Here is a 17,453-nt window from a genome sequence, read left to right as displayed (position 1 = left end):
ACCTAGATAAGGGTCAAGCCAACCAAGAACAAAATTCGCCCTGGCCTGCTTGTACATTAATATTTCCAACAGGCAGGACGCCTGCCTGCTGGCTATTTATTACTGATCGCGTTTTGTTTTATCCGCATTGCAAGTATTGGCACTGCACCGAAATGTGATCACGGGTTGACCACCGTAATCGTTGACATACACGAGCACGGGTGTGGCCCCCAGGGCAGCGGCACTGCCGCCGAGTTTGGCACTGCCCAGGGGCGGCACCATGAGGGGTTCGAATCCTGCGATTACGTCGCCGCCTTTCTTGGTGCTAGCGCCGACAAGGGTGACGTAGTACGGCGTCGGGTTGATCACGGTGTAGCTATCGCCTGTTTTTTCCAGGGTGATTTTTTCCTGGTAGGGGATGGCCTCCTGCCTGGCCGCCTCTTCCGCCAGTGCGGCTGGGCGGTAGAACATTTTGATGCGCGTTTGCAGAGCAATCTGCAGTACGTTGGGCTTGTCGCTCTGCGGCGGAATTTCACGCAAATTGAAGTAGAAAAGCGACTCACGGTCCTGCGGCAGCAGGCTGGCACCGGGCAGCGCCTGGATTTTCACCTGGGTCTGACTGTCAGGCTCTACGCGCTGCACCGGCGGCAAGACAGCAAAGGGGCCCTTGTTGTCGAGCTTGACGCCGTCCTCGTTCTCGAGCCAGCCCTGCGCCAGGTAAGGCAACTCGGGGTTCTGGTTACGCACGGTAAGACTGACCGACTTTTCACTGCTGGGGTAAACCACACGGGTACGGTCCAGAGCAATGGCAGCCTGGGCCTGCGGCGCCACTACGGCCACCGTCATGACGGCCAGCAGGCCGGTAATTACTGTTTGTTTCATGCTCATTTTTTGCTCCTGTCAAAGGCGGCACCGACTAGTATCGGGCACGCCTTTCAGTGTTTATCGACATGGTGACGACCGGTTAATTCTTGACACAAGCCAAGGGTAGTGTCGCGGCCATGTCTGCTGGTATTGCATCCGGAATCGCCATGCGGCATTGCTCGCGGCCAGCCCAGTGGGCGGTCAGGATATCCCCCGACTTGAGGCCAGTGAGGTAGGCTTCGCCACCATCGGTCACCATACCCACTTCCTGCTGCCGGGCATTGAGCACAGCGGTGCCGAAAGGCGGGGTGGAACCATCGTCAAGGCGGATCGCAGCAATAGCCTTAGCCCCGGAGATCACGTCAAAATGGCGGTAGCCAATGGCGCCCTCTGTCAGCGTGCCCTGCACCACGGAAGCGCTGGAATCCGCATTTTCCGGTAGCTTGTTGATGTCGATCTGCACACTGTTGCGGTGATAGCTGCCGATGTCGGTGACCACGGCTTTGCCGAAGTAGTTGGATTTCACCGAGCTGCCATAACCGCCGACCGGCACATCGGACACGCCATCGGTATCGACGAACATACGCGTCCCGCCTACGGTGCTTATCCGGTGCAGCGCGCCGCCTTCAGCCGTGAGAGTGGCACCGCCGGACAACGATACGCCGACCTGGCGATACTGACTGCCGACGGCGCTGGCGGTGGTATCAACCTGTGCATAGGTACCACGGTGCGAGTAGTAGCCACCGAACTCGGTCTTACCGTCCGTCTCGCCGCCACGGACCTGATAGTAGTCAGCATCGCTTACACGGTTGCTATAGGTGGCCGAATTGCTGTGTCTATCAGAGCTGAACGATCCGTTGTAGCCGACGGTACCGCCACTACCCCAGGGCATGGTCAGCGACAAGTACATGCCTTGGTCCTTACCCTCACTGCTGCGGTCTTCATTGCGGTAAGCCGTCAGTGACAGACTGATGTTACGGTACTCGCCGAAGTCGAAATAGCGCGCAAGCGTTAGGTTATAGCGATCAGTCGCACGCCGATTCCAGTAAGTCTGGTGGTTGACGTTGAAGTAGATACTGGTTTTGTAGTCCGGGAACTGCTGGTTGAAAGTGGCGGTATACAGTTCCTTACCACGCGACGGTGCAATGCCACCGGGGGTTTCCATCACGCTGATGTAATCGGACATGGACAGGAACGTGTCGTCCGAGAAGCGGTAGCCGGCGAATGTGACCTGGCTGTTGGTCTCGTCGAAACGCTTGGAGTAGCTCAAACGATAGGAGCGCCCGGTCAGCTTGCCTTCTTCCGGCAGATCGGCACTGGACTGGGTAACGTCTGCCGAGAGCGCACCAAATTCCATCAGGTCACGACCGATACCGACCGACAAGGCGTTGTAGTCGTCGCCCAGCAGTGCGCCGCCGTACAGGGACCAACCATTGCTCACGCCCCAAGAGAACTCGCCACCCGCAAAAAACGGACCGTTTGTATTGTGATCCCAGTCGGTCGGTCGACCAGCCACGAGCTTGTAGCGCAACTGGCCAGGACGGGTCAGGTACGGAATGGACGCAGTATCAACCTGGAATTCCTGCGTGCTGCCATCTGCTTCTTCGATACGCACGTCAAGCTTACCCGCCACCGCGCTATTCAGATCCTGGATACGGAACGAACCAGCCGGCACCAGCACTTCCTTGATGACACGGCCTTGCTGGCTGATCACGACCCTGGCGTTGGTGCGCGCCACACCGGTGACTTCCGGTGCATAGCCGCGCAGATTGGGCGGCAGCATGTTGTCTTCGGTGACCAGACTGGCGCCGAGGAAGCGAAAGCTGTCGAATATGTCGGAATAGAGGTAGTCCTCGCCTACTGTCAGCTTGGCGCGCAGCGGCTTGATGGCGCGGTACGCACTGTATTGGGTCCAGTCGAAGCTATCCTCACTACCACGCCCGGAACCGGACTGATGACGCGCCTGCCAGTTGGCACGCAAACGCCATGCGCCGATGTTGGCGCCCACCACCCCAGTACCACTGATGTTGTGGTCACGAGTGCCTTCGCGGTCTTGCCACTGGTTCTGTGCATTGATGTTGTAGTCGAGCACTAGACCGGCAATACCCTCTTCCCAGCGTGTGGGCGGGTCCCAGTCCGGACTGCTGTACTCGATATAGGCTTGCGGGACGCTCATGTTGAGCACGCCCACACCAATATCACCTTTGACGTCCATGCCATCGAGACTGCTCAGCGCCAGGCACTGCTCACCGTTCCACCAGGTCAGTGTTTTCCGGGCGTCGGCGGTCAGCCCGATCAGCTCGACCAGGTCAGGTGTCAGGCAGGCTTCGCTGCCACTGGGGTCATCAGCCGGCGGCATGAAGGTCACGCTGCGCGCAGGCATGGTCACGCCATTGAGCTTGATGGCCAGCTCGTAAGTACCGGGCAGGATATAACCCTTCTGGTTGAATACGCTCAGGTCGATATTTTCACGATCCTTGCTGTCCAGAATATCCGTATTGAAACGAATCTCCTGAGCCTGAACAGTGCCGGCAACCCCAACTAACGCGCCCAAACCAAGGCTTACGGCAGCAGCAAGAAGGGAGCGGGAAAAATTCCGCGCCATGAAAAACCCCTTTAGTAGTAATCCAACTTGAAGCGGATTGCAGAGCGGTAGTCGCCCGCCCGAAGTGGCTGTTCACCTGCAACTACAGCCACGGTGTAATCCAACTGGTTTTTACCCGACGCCAGATCCTGCCCCGGCAAAGGGAGACCCGGCATAGCCACCGCGCCATGTGCATCGCGAATCACCAGAGCAACGCCTCGTGAACTTCCGCTGACGCCAAAATAGTTGCGCTCCCGCTGACCATCGAAGGTCACAGCAAAGCGCCGCCAAGCCGAACTGGAACTGTCCAAGCCGACATAGCAACCCACCAAACGAATAGAAAAGTCTCGCTCCGGGCCACGCCCACTAGCAGCGAGTTGACTGATGGGGAAAATATCCATGACCAGTGCCTGATCACGGTCGCCCACCTCAATGTCGCAAGGCGACTCCAGGATGGAGCCCGCCATACTTACAGCGCCGCGCCCGATGATCTCGGAACTCTGCGCGCTACTTGAGGCGACCAAGACACCAAGAGCCAACAACATTTGCACCAGGCAGGGCGATACGTTATGAGTCGATCTCATATGACCTGCTCCACGCACTTAGAAAAAACCTGCGACAAGGAAGGAATGCCGCAGGTTGTTCGTCGCCGTCAGGAAGACAGCGAGCGACTTACTGGTAGGACAGAACGAAGTTGGCCGGAACCTGGAAGCTACCCGGAACGATAGGTTCACCAGCGCCCTTCAGGGAAGCCTGGAAGGTCAGGGTATTGTCACCAACGCTGATGGTGCGCGGAGGAGTAGCAGTGTTGAGAGTGATGTTCTGACCATCAACCTGCGACAGACGAATGTAGGCGCCGCTGGCAGTACCAATCAGACCCAGGCTGCCAACACCAGCAGCGTAGCCCGACTCAGCACCATTGAAGGAGACAGAGACTTTCTCCTGACCAGCAACACCCAGGGAGCAACCCTGCAGCTCGATGTTGAAGGAAACCGGGGTGGATTCGCCATCGTTAGCGCCACCGTTAGCCAGCGCAGCGTTGGAAACAGCACCCAGGGAAACGGTCTGATCCAGCGACTCAGGCGCGATGGAGCAAGGAGCGTCGATGATCGAACCAACGAAGGTTACCTTGCCCGAACCCTGGTCAGCAGCGTTAGCAGCGGTAGCAACACCAATAGCCATCAGGGTAGCGAGTGCAATGCGATTCAGTTTCATGCGTATGTATTCCTATGGATTAATCACTAGATCCAGACTCCAGAAACCGCAATGCGTCAGGAGTTGGTGTGCGAATTATTATGGGAAAAGTACGATACGTATTTAAGAAGATTCTGAATGGCGCACAGTCCTGCTCTTTTAAGAAAAATCTTAGACCTGTGCAGGGCGACCTTTGTATTAAGAAAATTCTCAAGGAAACTTTGTATATATTTTCCTGCCCCGTTGACGTACGCCGCCCGGACCAACTTTAGGAATATTCTGAAAAAGCCACTTATCGCCACTCACGCGAAGGCGGGAGCCCAGAAAGTTCGCGGGGCCTGGATTCCCGCCTACGCGGGAATGACGGCTTCTTCAGAGTTTCCTTAGCGTTTTATCGCACACAAAGATCGGCAACTACTGAAGTCAGTGGTAATCCAGGATCACGCCCAAGGACCTGCCGCTTCTTTTGCAGCCCCTCCCCCTGGCTTGTGCGGTAAATGGGAAATGAACGCGATAGACGCCCGTGAGGCACCTCATGGATAAATAAGAAAATTCCTATGGAATAAGAATTTTCTTATTCCCGCCTGAGTGGTCGCGACGTGAAAGTGGTGGAGCTGCACTGGCTGGTGCTTCACGACAATCACAGCCCTGTGTCACCCATTGCAGACGCGCCCGAAATACTGCCGATAGCTCGGCAGCCGTTGGCGATGCGTTTTTAAACCACAACGGGAACGCGCTGCTGATATTTGTCGCCGCCGCTGATGAACAGTCGACGCGGTACGAATATCCGAATGTCGCAGCCATTCCACAACCGAAAGGAAATCGTTATGCGTAAATCATTCATTGCTTTGGCTCTTCTCGCCGCGGCGGGCTCTGCCCAGGCAGCCAGCAACGCGGAGATCACCATTACCGGTAATGTGGTGAAGGTCACCTGTGATGTCAGCCTGTCCAAAACCGCGCTCGACCTGGGCAACTGGGCTCCAGGCGACTTCACGGCTGCCTCCACGCCTGTCGCGGGCAGTATCAAGCAGTTCACGGTCGGCCTGAGCAATTGTGCTGGTACCCCAATGACTGGCGAGCAGGCCAGCCTGCTGGTAAGTGGCCAGACCCTTGCGGGGTTCGGTGACATTTTCCAGGGTAGCGGCGGTAGCAACTCCAACGTAGGCGTGATGATCGCACCGGTCGCTTCCCCAGCCGCCTTTATATCGACCGGTGACAGCATTCTGAATACCACGGCAGGCACACCGCCAGACCTGAGCGACTTCAATGGTCAGGAGGTCGCCCTGCAGGCGGGCCTGGCTTCCTCTTCGGCAACCGCGCAAACCGGTACGGTGAACGCTCCGATCCTGTTCTCTTTCGCTTACAACTGAGCCGAAAGCTGATCGGGCAGGTTCATGCGCGGGTTCTAACCACCCCGCATGAATCCTGCAGCCTGTGACTCTAGAGGATGACCACGCTGTCGAGCTGAGGCCTGCTCACCTCTCTACGCGAGGTGCCTGTACTGCAAGCCAAATGGTCTGCCGGGCGTCGCGCCCTGGCAGCAAAACGGATGTGCATCCGGCACGCAGCGTTCGCTTGCCGCACGCCAAGACATCATGTCGCTTCATCCATGGCGCCGCAGGCATGGAAAGCGCCCGGGTACATGCAGGACACGCGAGCCAGCCCCGAATCGGCTGGCACCCTTCCGGTATCCGACACACCTGTAATGGCCGGAAATGTCTGCCGTTGGATGCTTTTTGCTTTTACTTGCAAGGGATGTAAAACACGCATGAAGGTTTTTGCCATATTCCCGTTGATCATGACGACGCTGCTATCGCTGTCTGCCCCGACGTCAGCGCGAGCCGATGGTTTTGGCATCAATGCAACCCGTCTGATTTATAAACAGGGCGAGCAAAGCATTTCGGCCACCTTGCGCAACACACAGGTCGATAAACCCTGGCTGGTTCGGGCACTTGTCAGCCTGGAGCAGGACAAGCCGGTAAAGGCGCCATTCATGGTCACGCCGCCACTGTTTCGACTGGAGGCGAAGAGCACCAACCAGGTGCGTATCGCATTTCTCAATCAGCCGCTACCGACCGACCGCGAATCGGTCTTTTACTTTTACACCACCGCCATCCCGGCCAGCGAAAAACCCGGCGAGCTCGTAGCAGCATCTGGGATCAAGGGCATGGTGCAGTTCGGCGTGGGCAACATCATCAAATTGTTTTATCGGCCCACAGGATTACCTGGCTCATCGACAGAGGCGCAGAAGAATCTGCATTTCGAGCGCCGCGAACATGAGCTGAAAGTCAGCAACCCCTCTGCATTCTTCGTCAGTCTCAACAATGTGACGGTCAATGGCGAAAGTCTGCCGCTCTCCACGCCCGAACAACGCATGTTGGCACCTTACTCCAGCCATGTATGGGCCGTGCAGAAGCCTTACGGTGAAGTGCGCTGGACAACGATCAATGACTACGGTGGTTTTGATGCGCATCGCACTGAACTGCATTGAGATCATCGGCGCGCTGGTACTGCTGGTTAGCACATGCGCGTTTGCAGGGCCCACCCAATTGAGGTTTTCCGCGACCCTGGTCGAAGCCAGCTGCGCAATCAGCCTGAGTACGGACACTCTTGCGTTGGGCGCTGTCACGGTCAGTGACCTGATGCCCAATCGCCTGCTCCTGGCCAAGCCCTTTTCACTGACCGTCGATAGCTGCACCGGCAACCCCCAGCAGTTCGGTCTGGCGCCAAAAATCAGAGTCACGGGCGAAGGTGTCAGCAAGGGTCAGTGGCTGTTTCGCAATAGTGCAAGCGATGCCGCTACCGCCGGCGTGGGTGTCGTGCTGTACCACACCGATAGCGTACCGGCTTACGCCAACCCGGCGCTTCAGAACGGCAGCGCTCTGAATCTGGGCCCGATCGGCACGCTTCCACTGGGACGAACACTGACGTTCTATGCCGGACTGAGCTGCGGCAACGCCTGCACGCCCATTCAGCCCGGGCAAGTGTCTGCCACTGTCCTGTTTGACTTCATTTATCAATGACGCCAGGACGATCAGGAGCATTCAGCATGCACTTCGAACGCCCCCTGGCAGGCTGGCTGTTGTTGACGCTCTCACCCTGCCTCTTGGCCTCCCCTGCTGGCGGCATAAGCCTGGGGCAAACCCGACTCATCTTCCCCGCCACTGAGCACGCTCAAAGCCTGTCGATCAAGAACACAGGCTCAGCGCGCTATCTGGTGCAAAGCCGCGTGCAGAAAGGTATCGACGACCCTAGCGCAGCGCCGTTCATGGTCACCCCACCACTGCTGCTGTTGCCTGGCAAGAGCCAGCAACTGCTGCGGGTGCTGTATCAGGGAGCAGAACTTCCCGAGGACAGAGAAGCGGTTTTCTACCTGGCGATCACCGCGGTTCCTGCGCAAACCGCAGAAACATTCAATGACCGGAAGAATACGAAGCTGTCGCTGGGTATCCGCTTCATGACCAAGCTGTTCTACCGCCCCGCCGGCCTGACGCCCTCGCACGCAGATGCGATCTGCCGGCTGCAGTTCCAACACACGAAGCAGACGCTGCACGCTCATAACCCAACGCCCTACTACATCACCCTGGGAACCCTGAACTTCGCCGGCAAGGCACTCGATCTTGCCGCCCGGGAGCCCATGCTCGCGCCTTATGCCAGCGCCGATTTTCCCACTTCAACGTCAACCGGCCAGGTGCAATGGCAGGCCATTACCGATCACGGCGGCCTGTCGTCACCGTGCATCGCCAACGTTCAATGGAAACAGCCATGAAAGGCGTCCTGACATTCGCACTCGGTCTCCTGCTGACCACTGCAATGGCGACTTCGCCAGTGCAGGCCGCATCTGTCGACAGCAGTACTGCCCCGCCAGTGCAGCAGCCCCATACGGGCCTGTCTTTTTCACAACTGCGCATCGTTTATCCGGCCCATGCCAGCAAAGGCGTTTCGCTCAAGATCCACAATACGAGTGACGGCGCCTACCTGGTGCAATCCTGGGTCAGGCCGGTTTCCCCCGAAACAGGCAGTGTGGATCTGACATGGGCAGGGAAGCCCAAAATGCCCTTTATCGTAACCCCTCCCCTCTCTCGCCTGGAGGCCCACAGCGAGCACGTATTGCGCATCCGTTACACCGGGCAAGCACTGCCGCAGGATCGGGAATCGATATTCTTCGTGTCATTGCGCGCCCTGCCGGCACAGCCCCCAACGCCGGACGCGGATCGCGTGGTGATGACGGTCGTCACCAATCTGAAGCTCTTCTATCGCCCCGCGGGTCTGGCTGAAGAAGCCATTACCAATGCGTCGCGGCAACTCAGATTTCGCCGGGAAGGCAACCAGCTCATAGCGATCAATCCAACCCCGTACTGGCTGACATTCGCCTCCCTGAGCCTGGGTCACTTCACCTATGGAACTGCTGATTTGCGGCTCATGGTTCCGCCCATGGCAGAGCAGCACTACGCCATCCCATCAGCAGCGGAACGCGACGCCAGCGTGAAGTGGCGGTTGATTGACGAAGGCAACTGGGAAACGCCGGAAAGCCAACAAGCCCTTTAAGGATCACTGGATCTGTTGTCGCTTCGTTCGCGGTCACGCTGGAAATGACTCAGCGCTGTCGTTGCTGCGCACATGACCTGCGCCCCACCGCCTGACCGAAAGCCTTCTCTCGCGGCAATGCGACTCACGATGAAACGGCAACAGCTCCTATGCAGTTACGGACATATCGACATGAAGAATAGCCATAGTGGAACGATCATGGCGCGGGCGCTCTCAGCATTGGTGGTATGCGCCATCATTCCGGCATGGGGCAAGGAATACTTTGACCCGCGCCTGCTTTCAATCGACGGGCAAAGCGTCACGACCGACCTGAGCGCATTCGAAAACTCCGGCCACATCCCGGCGGGCAACTATCTCGTCACCCTCTATGTGAACCAGATTGCCAAAGGTGACTACGCGCTGGACTTCAAACCCGATGCGCTGGGCAAGGCCGTCCCGATGCTTACACCCGCCCTGCTCGATGAGCTGGGCGTCAACACATCCGCCCTGCCGACCCTCAGAACACTGCCCAGGGATGAACCGCTGAGTGACCTTGCCTCCGTGATCCCGGATGCCTTCTTCAGCCTGGACTTTCAGCAGCTTCGGCTGGACTTGAGCATCCCGCAAATTGCTCTGAAACCTAGCGTGGCAGGTTACAGCGACCCATCGCTCTGGGATCAGGGTGTACCGGCCCTGGTGCTGAACTATTCGCTCAGTGGTGGGCGAAACTGGCAGAGCCTGGGCAATGGAAGCCCTGACAGTACGCATGACAATCTGTTTCTGAGCCTGCGCAGCGGCGCCAACTGGGAAAACTGGCGTCTGCGCAGCCAATACATCTACACCTACAACAAAGGACACAGCAGCGGCCAACCCGGCTTGCAAATGCATACCAGCGATTTTTCCAATACCTACCTGCAAACCGACATACAGCCATGGCAGGCGGAGTTGTCCATTGGCGAAACCAGTACGGGTAACGATGTATTCGACAGCATTCCGTTCAAGGGCGTGAAGCTCAACTCGAACGATCAGATGCTGCCGATCAATCAGCGGGGCTTCGCGCCCATGATCAGCGGAATCGCCAATACCAACGCACGTGTAACCATCACGCAGAACGGCAACGTGATCTATCAAACCTATGTCGCCCCCGGAGCCTTCCGCATCAATGATCTGCATCAAACCGGGCTCGGGGGCGACTTGCTTCTCACGATTACCGAAGCCGACGGCAGCGTGCGTACTCAGACCATCGCCAGTTCCTCTTTACCGGTCATGTTGCGCCCCTACATCTCGCGATTCGAAATCACCGCTGGTCGTTACGACGGCGGCCTGACCCTGCAGTCTCGTGAAGCGCCCTTCGTGCTGGGTACGTTGATCTACGGTCTGCCGCATAACTTCACACTTTATGGCGGGACGCTGCTGGCCGAGGATTATCTGTCGGCGGCGGCTGGCATCGGTTTGTCAATGGGCTCTCTGGGCGCTCTATCGGCCGATGTCACGGCTGCGCGTGCCAGGCTCGATAACCACGAAGGGCTCAGGACAGGCAACTCCTATCGAGTGCGTTACGCCAAGAACGTCATCACGACCGGCACTTCGATTGATCTGGCGGCCTACCGCTATTCAACCCGCGACTACTACAGTTTTGCCGACTTCAACAACGAGGGTTATGAGCTGACACCAGGCCAACTGCCCTGGACCCTGGCAAGACAGCGTTCAAGTTTTCAGGCACGCATCAACCAACAGTTGAATACCTGGGGTTCCTTGTACGTGTCGCACTCGCGTTATGACTACTGGGGCAACGACGAAGTCAACACCAATATCGCCGCGGGTTACAGCACCAGCCTCCACGGCATCAACTACGACCTTGCATACAGCGTCAGCCGGGTTCAGAAGCGTGATAATTCGTGGCCGGAAACCCGTCAGATAACGCTGACCCTTCAGGCGCCACTGGATCTGTTCAGCGGTAAAGCCAGCCTCAGAAACAGCCGCGCCACTTATCAGGTCAGCCATCGCAACGATGGCGAGGTGCAGCAGCAAGTAGGTCTGAGCGGTAGCGATGAGAAGGGGCGCCTGTCATGGAACGTCAGTCACAACCGCTCCAACCAGAACGAAACAACCAGCAGCAGTAACCTGAACCTGGGTTATCAGGGCAGTAACGGTGCTGCCAACCTGGGCTACAGCTACAGCGATACCTACCGTTCTCTCAATCTCAACGGCAATGGCGCTGTCGTCGTGCATCCGCAAGGCATGACCATGAGTCAATCGACCGGAGATTCGATCGCAGTGGTCAGCGCCCCTGGTGCCGCTGGCACCAGCGTCATGAATGGCGGGGTGATAACAGACAGCCGTGGCTATGCCGTGGTGCCCTATCTGTCGAATTACCAGAGCAATGCAATCAGTCTCAATCCTTCGACGTTGCCGGACGATGTCGACATGACCCAATCGACCGTGAATGTGTACCCGACCAAAGGCGCCGTGGTTCTGGCCAACTTTGCCACGCGCATCGGCCTGCAAGCATTGCTCACCCTGACGCATCAAGGTCAGCCCCTGCCCTTCGGCACCAGCGTAGTGGTGGTACCCTCAAATACTGGCGAGGCCGAAATGGGTATCGTCGGTGACGCCGGGCAGGTCTACATGAATGGTTTGCCTGAGAGCGGTACCCTGCGCGCCCGATGGGGTGCAGCAGACGACCAGCAATGCGAAGCGCATTTCGATTTCAGCGAGCAGCGCCCGGAAGATCAGAACGGTCCGATTCGCAGCCAGTCGGCAACCTGTTATCGCATCGATGACGAGGACCTGCTTTCGCAACTGCCTCCCATACAAGAAGTGAGCTTGTCATGAAGATTCAGTCGATCCGTAAGGCAACCGCCTTGCGAGCACCCGCTCCTGCATGGCTACTGACGTTACTGCTGGCACCCACCACCCTGCTGGCTGAAACCATCACCATCGGCAAGGGCAGCGGAATCATCTGGGAAGGACTGCCATTCAGCGCGACGCTGCAGCATACCGGCAATAATGGGGGGGCATCTGAAAGTGCTCCTCTAGCGGGTATCGTGGACTCATCAGCCAGCAGCATCATTGCCAGCTCGGCACTGATGAATATCGGTGGCTTCCGGGCATTCCCGATTCTGCGTAATGGCCAGCCCACAGGTGTAGGGTTGGTGCCGCGCACGCAGGTCAATGGCACATTCCCTCTTGTCGGAACCTCGTCACCAACGCCTTTCAGCGGCTCCATAGGGTTACCCACAACAAGTGGCAGCTACATCAACGGTTATGGTTTTCAGTTGGGACTAGGAGAACCTTCCGCAAGAGCATGGGCACTGACGCCCTGTGTGATAAGCGGTATCTGCTCCAACTTTTACAGGTCTGGTGAGCCCATCAGCGTGACGCTGACGGGCAGTTGGGTAATGGTTGCTGACGGTACACAACAGGCAGCAAGCAGTATTGCCCTGCCTCCGATGTGGGCTGTCAGTCATGCCTCGTCTTCCTCTAGCCGGATAAACCAGCAGATATTATCCGGCGGTCTCGATCTGAGAATTTCTACCATCGAGTGCACGGTCAGTGCTCCTGCAATCATTAATTTCGGCCAGGTGGGCAAGAATCTCATCGCGCACAGCGAACTCAGTCGCAAGAGCATGCAGGCCGGCGTGAATTGCAATCAGGAAGCCGATGGCGCGATCTCGGTCGATGTCAATCTCCAGTTCAGAGCCACCTCCGGGCTGTACGAAGGCAATCCGGCCTGGCTGGGCGTCAACCAAGGAACTTCGGGCTCAACCCCGGCTGCGGCCTATATCACCGGGGAAGTAAGTGGCGCGAGCGGCCCGGGCACCTGTGGCGCCGGTACTGGGCTGAAATTCGATCTGTCACGCACACGCATCGGCCATCTGAGCAATACCGAACTGTTGAAAACCTTCGCGCCTCAATTCATCTGGCGATTGTGTTCAGGCGGAAGCCAACTGACGACGGGAGAGGTCAACGCCTCGGCAGAAATGATGGTGACCTTCAATTGAAGGCTACTCCCAGAGCAGAGGCGGCGCGGATGTGCACGGGCGACATCCGCACGCGTAGCCAGCAGCCTGCTCTGCGCGAAGGGTAGTCCCTCTTGCTCATACACTACGTGCACAGCCACTGAGTCAAGCGGCTGTGCCGTGTGCGCTGTATGGCAATAAACAAAGCAATGCCAGCAGTCACCAGCAATCGCTCGCAAACCACGAACGAAGTCTCCGCGCGTTATCTGGACCAGGCTTATGTTTCACGCATGAGAGGCGCTAATCAAAGACCGTGAAATGCGTGTAGGTACAGGTACCTCAGTTAAAGAGATTGGCCTTGAGACAAAAGAGCAACAGCGCCTGGTCAGTATCGACTTCCAGCTTGCGCATCGCGGAGATCTTTTGCGCGCTGACCGTCTTGACACTGCGGTTTAGCATCTGGGCAATATCCCCGACACTCATACCGGATACGAAGTGGCGCAGCACTTCGTATTCCTTGACCGACAACGACGCCACCCGACCCAACGTATCATCCCTGCTGGCTAGCACCGTGTTGCCCGATTGCATGTGGGCACCCCGGTACACCTTCCCGCGCATGATGGATCTGAGCGCCACCAGAATTTCCTTGCGGTCGCCGTTTTTCAGCACCACACCGGACACGCCCAAGTCGTAGAGGCTGGACAGGATCAGCGGGTTGGACAGCATCGTGAAAATAATGATACGTGTATTGGAATAACTGCGAAGCAGGTACTCCACCAACTTGATGCCGTCGCCGTATACTTGGTCGCCTGGCATATTGAAGTCGGCAATCGCGATGTCGGGCGCCTGGTGTTGGTAAAGCTCGACCAGTTCGGTGGAGTTCTTTGCCTCCCCGACCACGACGACACTGTCTTCGGCCTCTACGACCTCGCGCACACCCATCAGTACGATGGGGTGATCATCTGCCAATACTACTCTGACTTTATCCATACGCTTTTTGAATACCACCCTTCAAACTCAATCCACACCTCGTCAAGGGTGCAGCCGTTCTACTTCGCAGTGATGCCAGAAAGACTAGCAGAGTCGTTCCAACGCCGACTCGACGCGGTTCATCAGTGCACCTACCGCCGCGTGAAGCTCCGAACCGGATTGCTCAACCAACGCGTCCTCTACTTCACCACACGCGTCACTGAGCGCATGGGCCTGGACAACCGCCAACGCGCCACGCAGCCGATGGACCTGCTGGCGCGCAGTTGACATATCGTTGCACTGCAGGGCTTGCCAGACTTCCTGAATATCCTCGCGCATGGTACGCACAAACAAGTCGCGCATTTTCTCCGAGACTTGAATGACATCACCCTCCTCTTTGTGTGGCTCCAACTGTTCCAGCAGCAATGGCTGGATGACGATGCCGGCGCAGGCCTTCAGCAAGTTGTCGTAGAGCGTGCGGAGGTTGATGGGTTTGACCAGCCAGGCATTCATGCCGACCGCGATGCACCGCTCACCTTCTTCCTTGAGTGCGTTTGCCGTAACACCGATGATGGGAATGTTCGAATCGACCCGACGCAGTCCCTGCGCCAGCTCATAGCCATTCATCAGCGGCATGTTGACGTCCGTGATCAGTACATCGAAAAGGCCCGGACGCCAGCTTTGCATGGCATCGCGACCATTACCGGCGAGCGTGACCTGACACCCCAATTCCTCGAGTTGTTCGCGTAGCAGCACCTGATTGATTGGGTTGTCCTCTGCAACCAGTACACGCAACCCCAGTTTACCCAGGCGCTCCTGGTCGAGAGCCGGAGCTTTGCCACCCGACTCCCCTTGCTGCGCCAGTTGCAGTGCCTGGGCTATTCCAGCCAGTCTATAGAGACTGACAGTCCAGCCTTGCGCACTGATCTGAGGCTGCACACCCGACTCTGGCAGGGCACTCACGCGTGAACAGCGCCATTGAGGATCGAACTCATCGCCGCTCAACAGATCGAGTAGTACGCCATCGGCTGGCACATGCCCAGACGAGGTATCGAGTAGCAGTGCAGTGCCCCCCCAACGCTCGATCCAGTTCTGCAGGTTCTGCGCCAGCTCCTTGACCGGCGAACGTATATAGATATCGGTTGCAGCCAGCGTGAAGCGCTCACGCAACGGCTGACTCCGCGTTACCACCGGGAGCGGCAGGGAAAAGGTAAAGCTGCTGCCCAATCCGATTTCGCTGACCACTCGCAGGCTTCCACCCATCAACTCGCTTAATCGCCAGCAGATCGAAAGACCCAGACCAGTCCCACTGACAGTGTGCTCCTGGCCATGCGCCTGGTAGAAAGGCTCGAACAGCCGCAGTTGCTGTTCCTGTGAAACCCCGATGCCGGTGTCGGTAACTTGCCACTGCAAAGTACCGCTGCCGGGTGCCTCGTCGGGCACGAACTTCAGGCGCAGGACCACACGCCCTACATCAGTGAATTTCAGGGCATTGCTCACCAGGTTGTTGAGAATCTGCCGAATGCGCACCGCATCGCCGCGCACCGTACCGGGTACGTCGCTGTCGATGCAGGCGTAGAGCTTCAATTGCTTGGAATGCGCCAGCGCGGCATACCCGGAAACGACTTCCTCAGCCAACTCCAACGGATTGAGCTCGACATCTTCGATGGCCATCTGACCCGCTTCGATCTTCGAAACGTCGAGGATGTCGCTGATCAGTTGCAGCAGCACCGCAGAAGAGCGCTGCACGGTGTCCAGATAATCGCGCTGCTGCGGCGACAACTCCGTAAGGCCCAGGAGTTCGAGCGTACCCAGCACGCCGTACAGAGGGGTACGAATCTCGTGGCTCATGGTCGCCAGAAATACCGACTTGGCCTCGCTGGCGGCATCCGCCGAGAGCTTGGCTTCAGCCAGGATCTGCTGCGCCTGCTTGTGCGCTGTGATGTCATTGAAAGCGCAGAGCACGGCGCTTTCGCCTCGGTAAGGCGCCTGGGTGAAGCTCGCGTGCAGGATGCGCCCGGAAAGATCCAGCACTGATTCCCCACCGAGACACTTGTCCCCTTCATCCAAGGACCAGTCACGACTGAGTTGGCTGATGGCTTCAGCGCTGCCCAGCCAGGCATCGGCCAAGTGGTTTTGCATGACCACCTCGCGCGTTTCGGGACGCAACACGCATAGCGCCACGGGAGCAGTCTGAATAACGGCGCGACTGAACTCGTCACTTTCCACTATTTTCTGGTGCGCCAGACGGGCCGGCGCCACTACTCGCATGGCATACCAGCGAATCGCGACCCAACCACCGGCCAAACTCCCGAGAATCAGCCCGACAACGCCTAGCAGCTGCCATTTGACGTAGCGAAAGAAGCTCTGATAGCTCAGGAGATATAAACCACTCCAACCATCGTAGCCATCGCCGCCAACCTTGAACACGATACCGTTACCGAACAGGTTGAGACCGTCATGATAGCCGCCAACCTCGTCAATGGCATTGGTCAGCACCGTGCCATCGGGTGCGATCAGTTCAAGCTGATCGTACAGAGGGCGGTCGAGAATTCGTTCGAAATCGTTTATCAGTTGGATGTCGAGCAGCGTAACCGCGACCGGCTTGATGTTCGGCTTCCCCTGCCTCAGGAGCCCAGCTGGCAGATCTGTGCTGATGTAGCCCATCAATTCATGCCCAGACTGATCGGCATTGTGATCGAACGAAACCCATTGCACAGGCCGGTCTAGCTGCTGCTCAGGTGAAGTGGTGAGCAAGGCTCTGATGCGCGCCATGAAAGGCCAGTAGGTCTGAGGGGTGAGGCTCGTACCATCGGCCAACGTACCCAGCGAGGGCACCGCGATGCTCGTCGTCCCCTCCACATCGAGCAGAAAAATCTGCGGGGATGGATAGGCCGACATGCTCCAGAAGCTGCTGTAGAAATTGGCGAGTTTGACCCCGAAGGAGAAAGTTTCCTGAGTAGCCGCAGACATGGGTATGGCTGGCCGGACCAGGGTGAACGGCATGGCGAAGGAGAATTCACGCCCTTCGTAAACCTCCCTCTCAGGACCACGGTCGATCAGTTTCGATTGCACCGTAATCACTTCACGACTGGGCGCCTGTGCGCTGTCGTTACTCTGCTGAGCGATGCGCAGGAGAAAGGCCTCATGCTCACGAATGTCGCCCACCAGCCTTCCGAAGTGAAAGTAGAACTTGTCGCGCTCCTGTTCCACGACACGACTCAACGCCCAGTAAGAGACCCCCACCAGCAGTAAAGTCAGCGCCACCACGCCCAAAAGCATGGCATTCAGACGCAACGAGCTATTGGCCAGTTTACGAATCAAGCCGTTGTCATGAGACTGCATAGGGGTACCGGACTGGGATGAGCAAATGA

At 57.6% G+C, this 17,453-nt stretch carries 13 protein-coding genes; 7 read left to right on the top strand and 6 right to left on the bottom strand.

Translation table 11 applies throughout. From position 1 onward, the window contains the following. Nucleotides 1-99 precede the first annotated feature (99 nt). The 4 genes from GV002_RS07845 to GV002_RS07830 all read right to left on the bottom strand — a co-directional run bounded on the left by GV002_RS07845 (nt 100) and on the right by GV002_RS07830 (nt 4,642). Nucleotides 100-861: a fimbria/pilus periplasmic chaperone gene (locus GV002_RS07845; protein WP_160018901.1), complete on the bottom strand. Its 762-nt coding sequence runs from the start codon at nt 859-861 to the stop codon at nt 100-102. Nucleotides 862-943: 82 nt separating this feature from the next. Continuing rightward, nucleotides 944-3,448 (bottom strand): outer membrane usher protein, encoded by a 2,505-nt coding sequence (locus tag GV002_RS07840; RefSeq protein WP_160017791.1) that lies wholly within the window; start codon nt 3,446-3,448, stop codon nt 944-946. A gap of 11 nt (nt 3,449-3,459) precedes the next feature. Then, nucleotides 3,460-4,011, bottom strand: coding sequence for a fimbrial protein (locus tag GV002_RS07835; RefSeq protein ID WP_160017790.1), 552 nt, complete (start codon nt 4,009-4,011; stop codon nt 3,460-3,462). 88 nt (nt 4,012-4,099) lie between these two features. Further along, complete coding sequence (locus GV002_RS07830; RefSeq protein WP_160017789.1) at nt 4,100-4,642, bottom strand: fimbrial protein; 543 nt, start codon at nt 4,640-4,642, stop codon at nt 4,100-4,102. 806 nt (nt 4,643-5,448) lie between these two features. On the opposite strand from GV002_RS07830, the gene GV002_RS07825 reads away from it, so the two are divergent. From GV002_RS07825 to GV002_RS07795, 7 genes are all read left to right on the top strand, one after another. Beyond that, nucleotides 5,449-5,991, top strand: a complete 543-nt coding sequence (locus tag GV002_RS07825) for a fimbrial protein (protein WP_160017788.1) — start codon at nt 5,449-5,451, stop codon at nt 5,989-5,991. 398 nt (nt 5,992-6,389) lie between these two features. Continuing rightward, the gene (locus tag GV002_RS07820) at nt 6,390-7,112 is read left to right on the top strand and encodes a molecular chaperone (protein WP_218580339.1); all 723 of its coding nucleotides are present in this window, start codon (nt 6,390-6,392) and stop codon (nt 7,110-7,112) included. Then, the gene (locus GV002_RS07815) at nt 7,087-7,644 is read left to right on the top strand and encodes a fimbrial protein (RefSeq protein WP_160017787.1); all 558 of its coding nucleotides are present in this window, start codon (nt 7,087-7,089) and stop codon (nt 7,642-7,644) included. The genes GV002_RS07820 and GV002_RS07815 overlap by 26 nt, the downstream gene beginning before the upstream one ends. A 26-nt stretch (nt 7,645-7,670) precedes the next feature. Beyond that, complete coding sequence (locus GV002_RS07810) at nt 7,671-8,390, top strand: molecular chaperone (RefSeq protein WP_160017786.1); 720 nt, start codon at nt 7,671-7,673, stop codon at nt 8,388-8,390. Then, nucleotides 8,387-9,169: a molecular chaperone gene (locus GV002_RS07805; RefSeq protein WP_160017785.1), complete on the top strand. Its 783-nt coding sequence runs from the start codon at nt 8,387-8,389 to the stop codon at nt 9,167-9,169. Before GV002_RS07810 ends, GV002_RS07805 begins: the two co-directional genes overlap by 4 nt. 171 nt (nt 9,170-9,340) lie before the next feature. Then, on the top strand, nt 9,341-11,983 hold the full coding sequence (locus tag GV002_RS07800) for a fimbria/pilus outer membrane usher protein (RefSeq protein ID WP_160017784.1): 2,643 nt from the start codon (nt 9,341-9,343) through the stop codon (nt 11,981-11,983). Next, entirely contained in the window at nt 11,980-13,152 is a 1,173-nt protein-coding gene (locus GV002_RS07795; protein ID WP_160017783.1) for a hypothetical protein, read from the top strand. Before GV002_RS07800 ends, GV002_RS07795 begins: the two co-directional genes overlap by 4 nt. A 297-nt stretch (nt 13,153-13,449) precedes the next feature. On the opposite strand, the gene GV002_RS07790 is transcribed toward GV002_RS07795, so the two are convergent. Both GV002_RS07790 and GV002_RS07785 read right to left on the bottom strand, forming a co-directional pair. Further along, complete coding sequence (locus GV002_RS07790; RefSeq protein ID WP_160017782.1) at nt 13,450-14,100, bottom strand: response regulator; 651 nt, start codon at nt 14,098-14,100, stop codon at nt 13,450-13,452. A gap of 84 nt (nt 14,101-14,184) precedes the next feature. Beyond that, a complete protein-coding gene (locus GV002_RS07785; RefSeq protein ID WP_160017781.1) occupies nt 14,185-17,424 on the bottom strand; it encodes a hybrid sensor histidine kinase/response regulator in 3,240 nt (1,079 codons plus the stop codon). Nucleotides 17,425-17,453: the final 29 nt, after the last annotated feature.

The sequence above is a fragment of the Pseudomonas sp. 8O genome (assembly GCF_902506495.1).
Lineage (GTDB): Bacteria > Pseudomonadota > Gammaproteobacteria > Pseudomonadales > Pseudomonadaceae > Aquipseudomonas > Aquipseudomonas chaetocerotis.
This window is presented reverse-complemented; position numbering and strand designations above follow the sequence as displayed.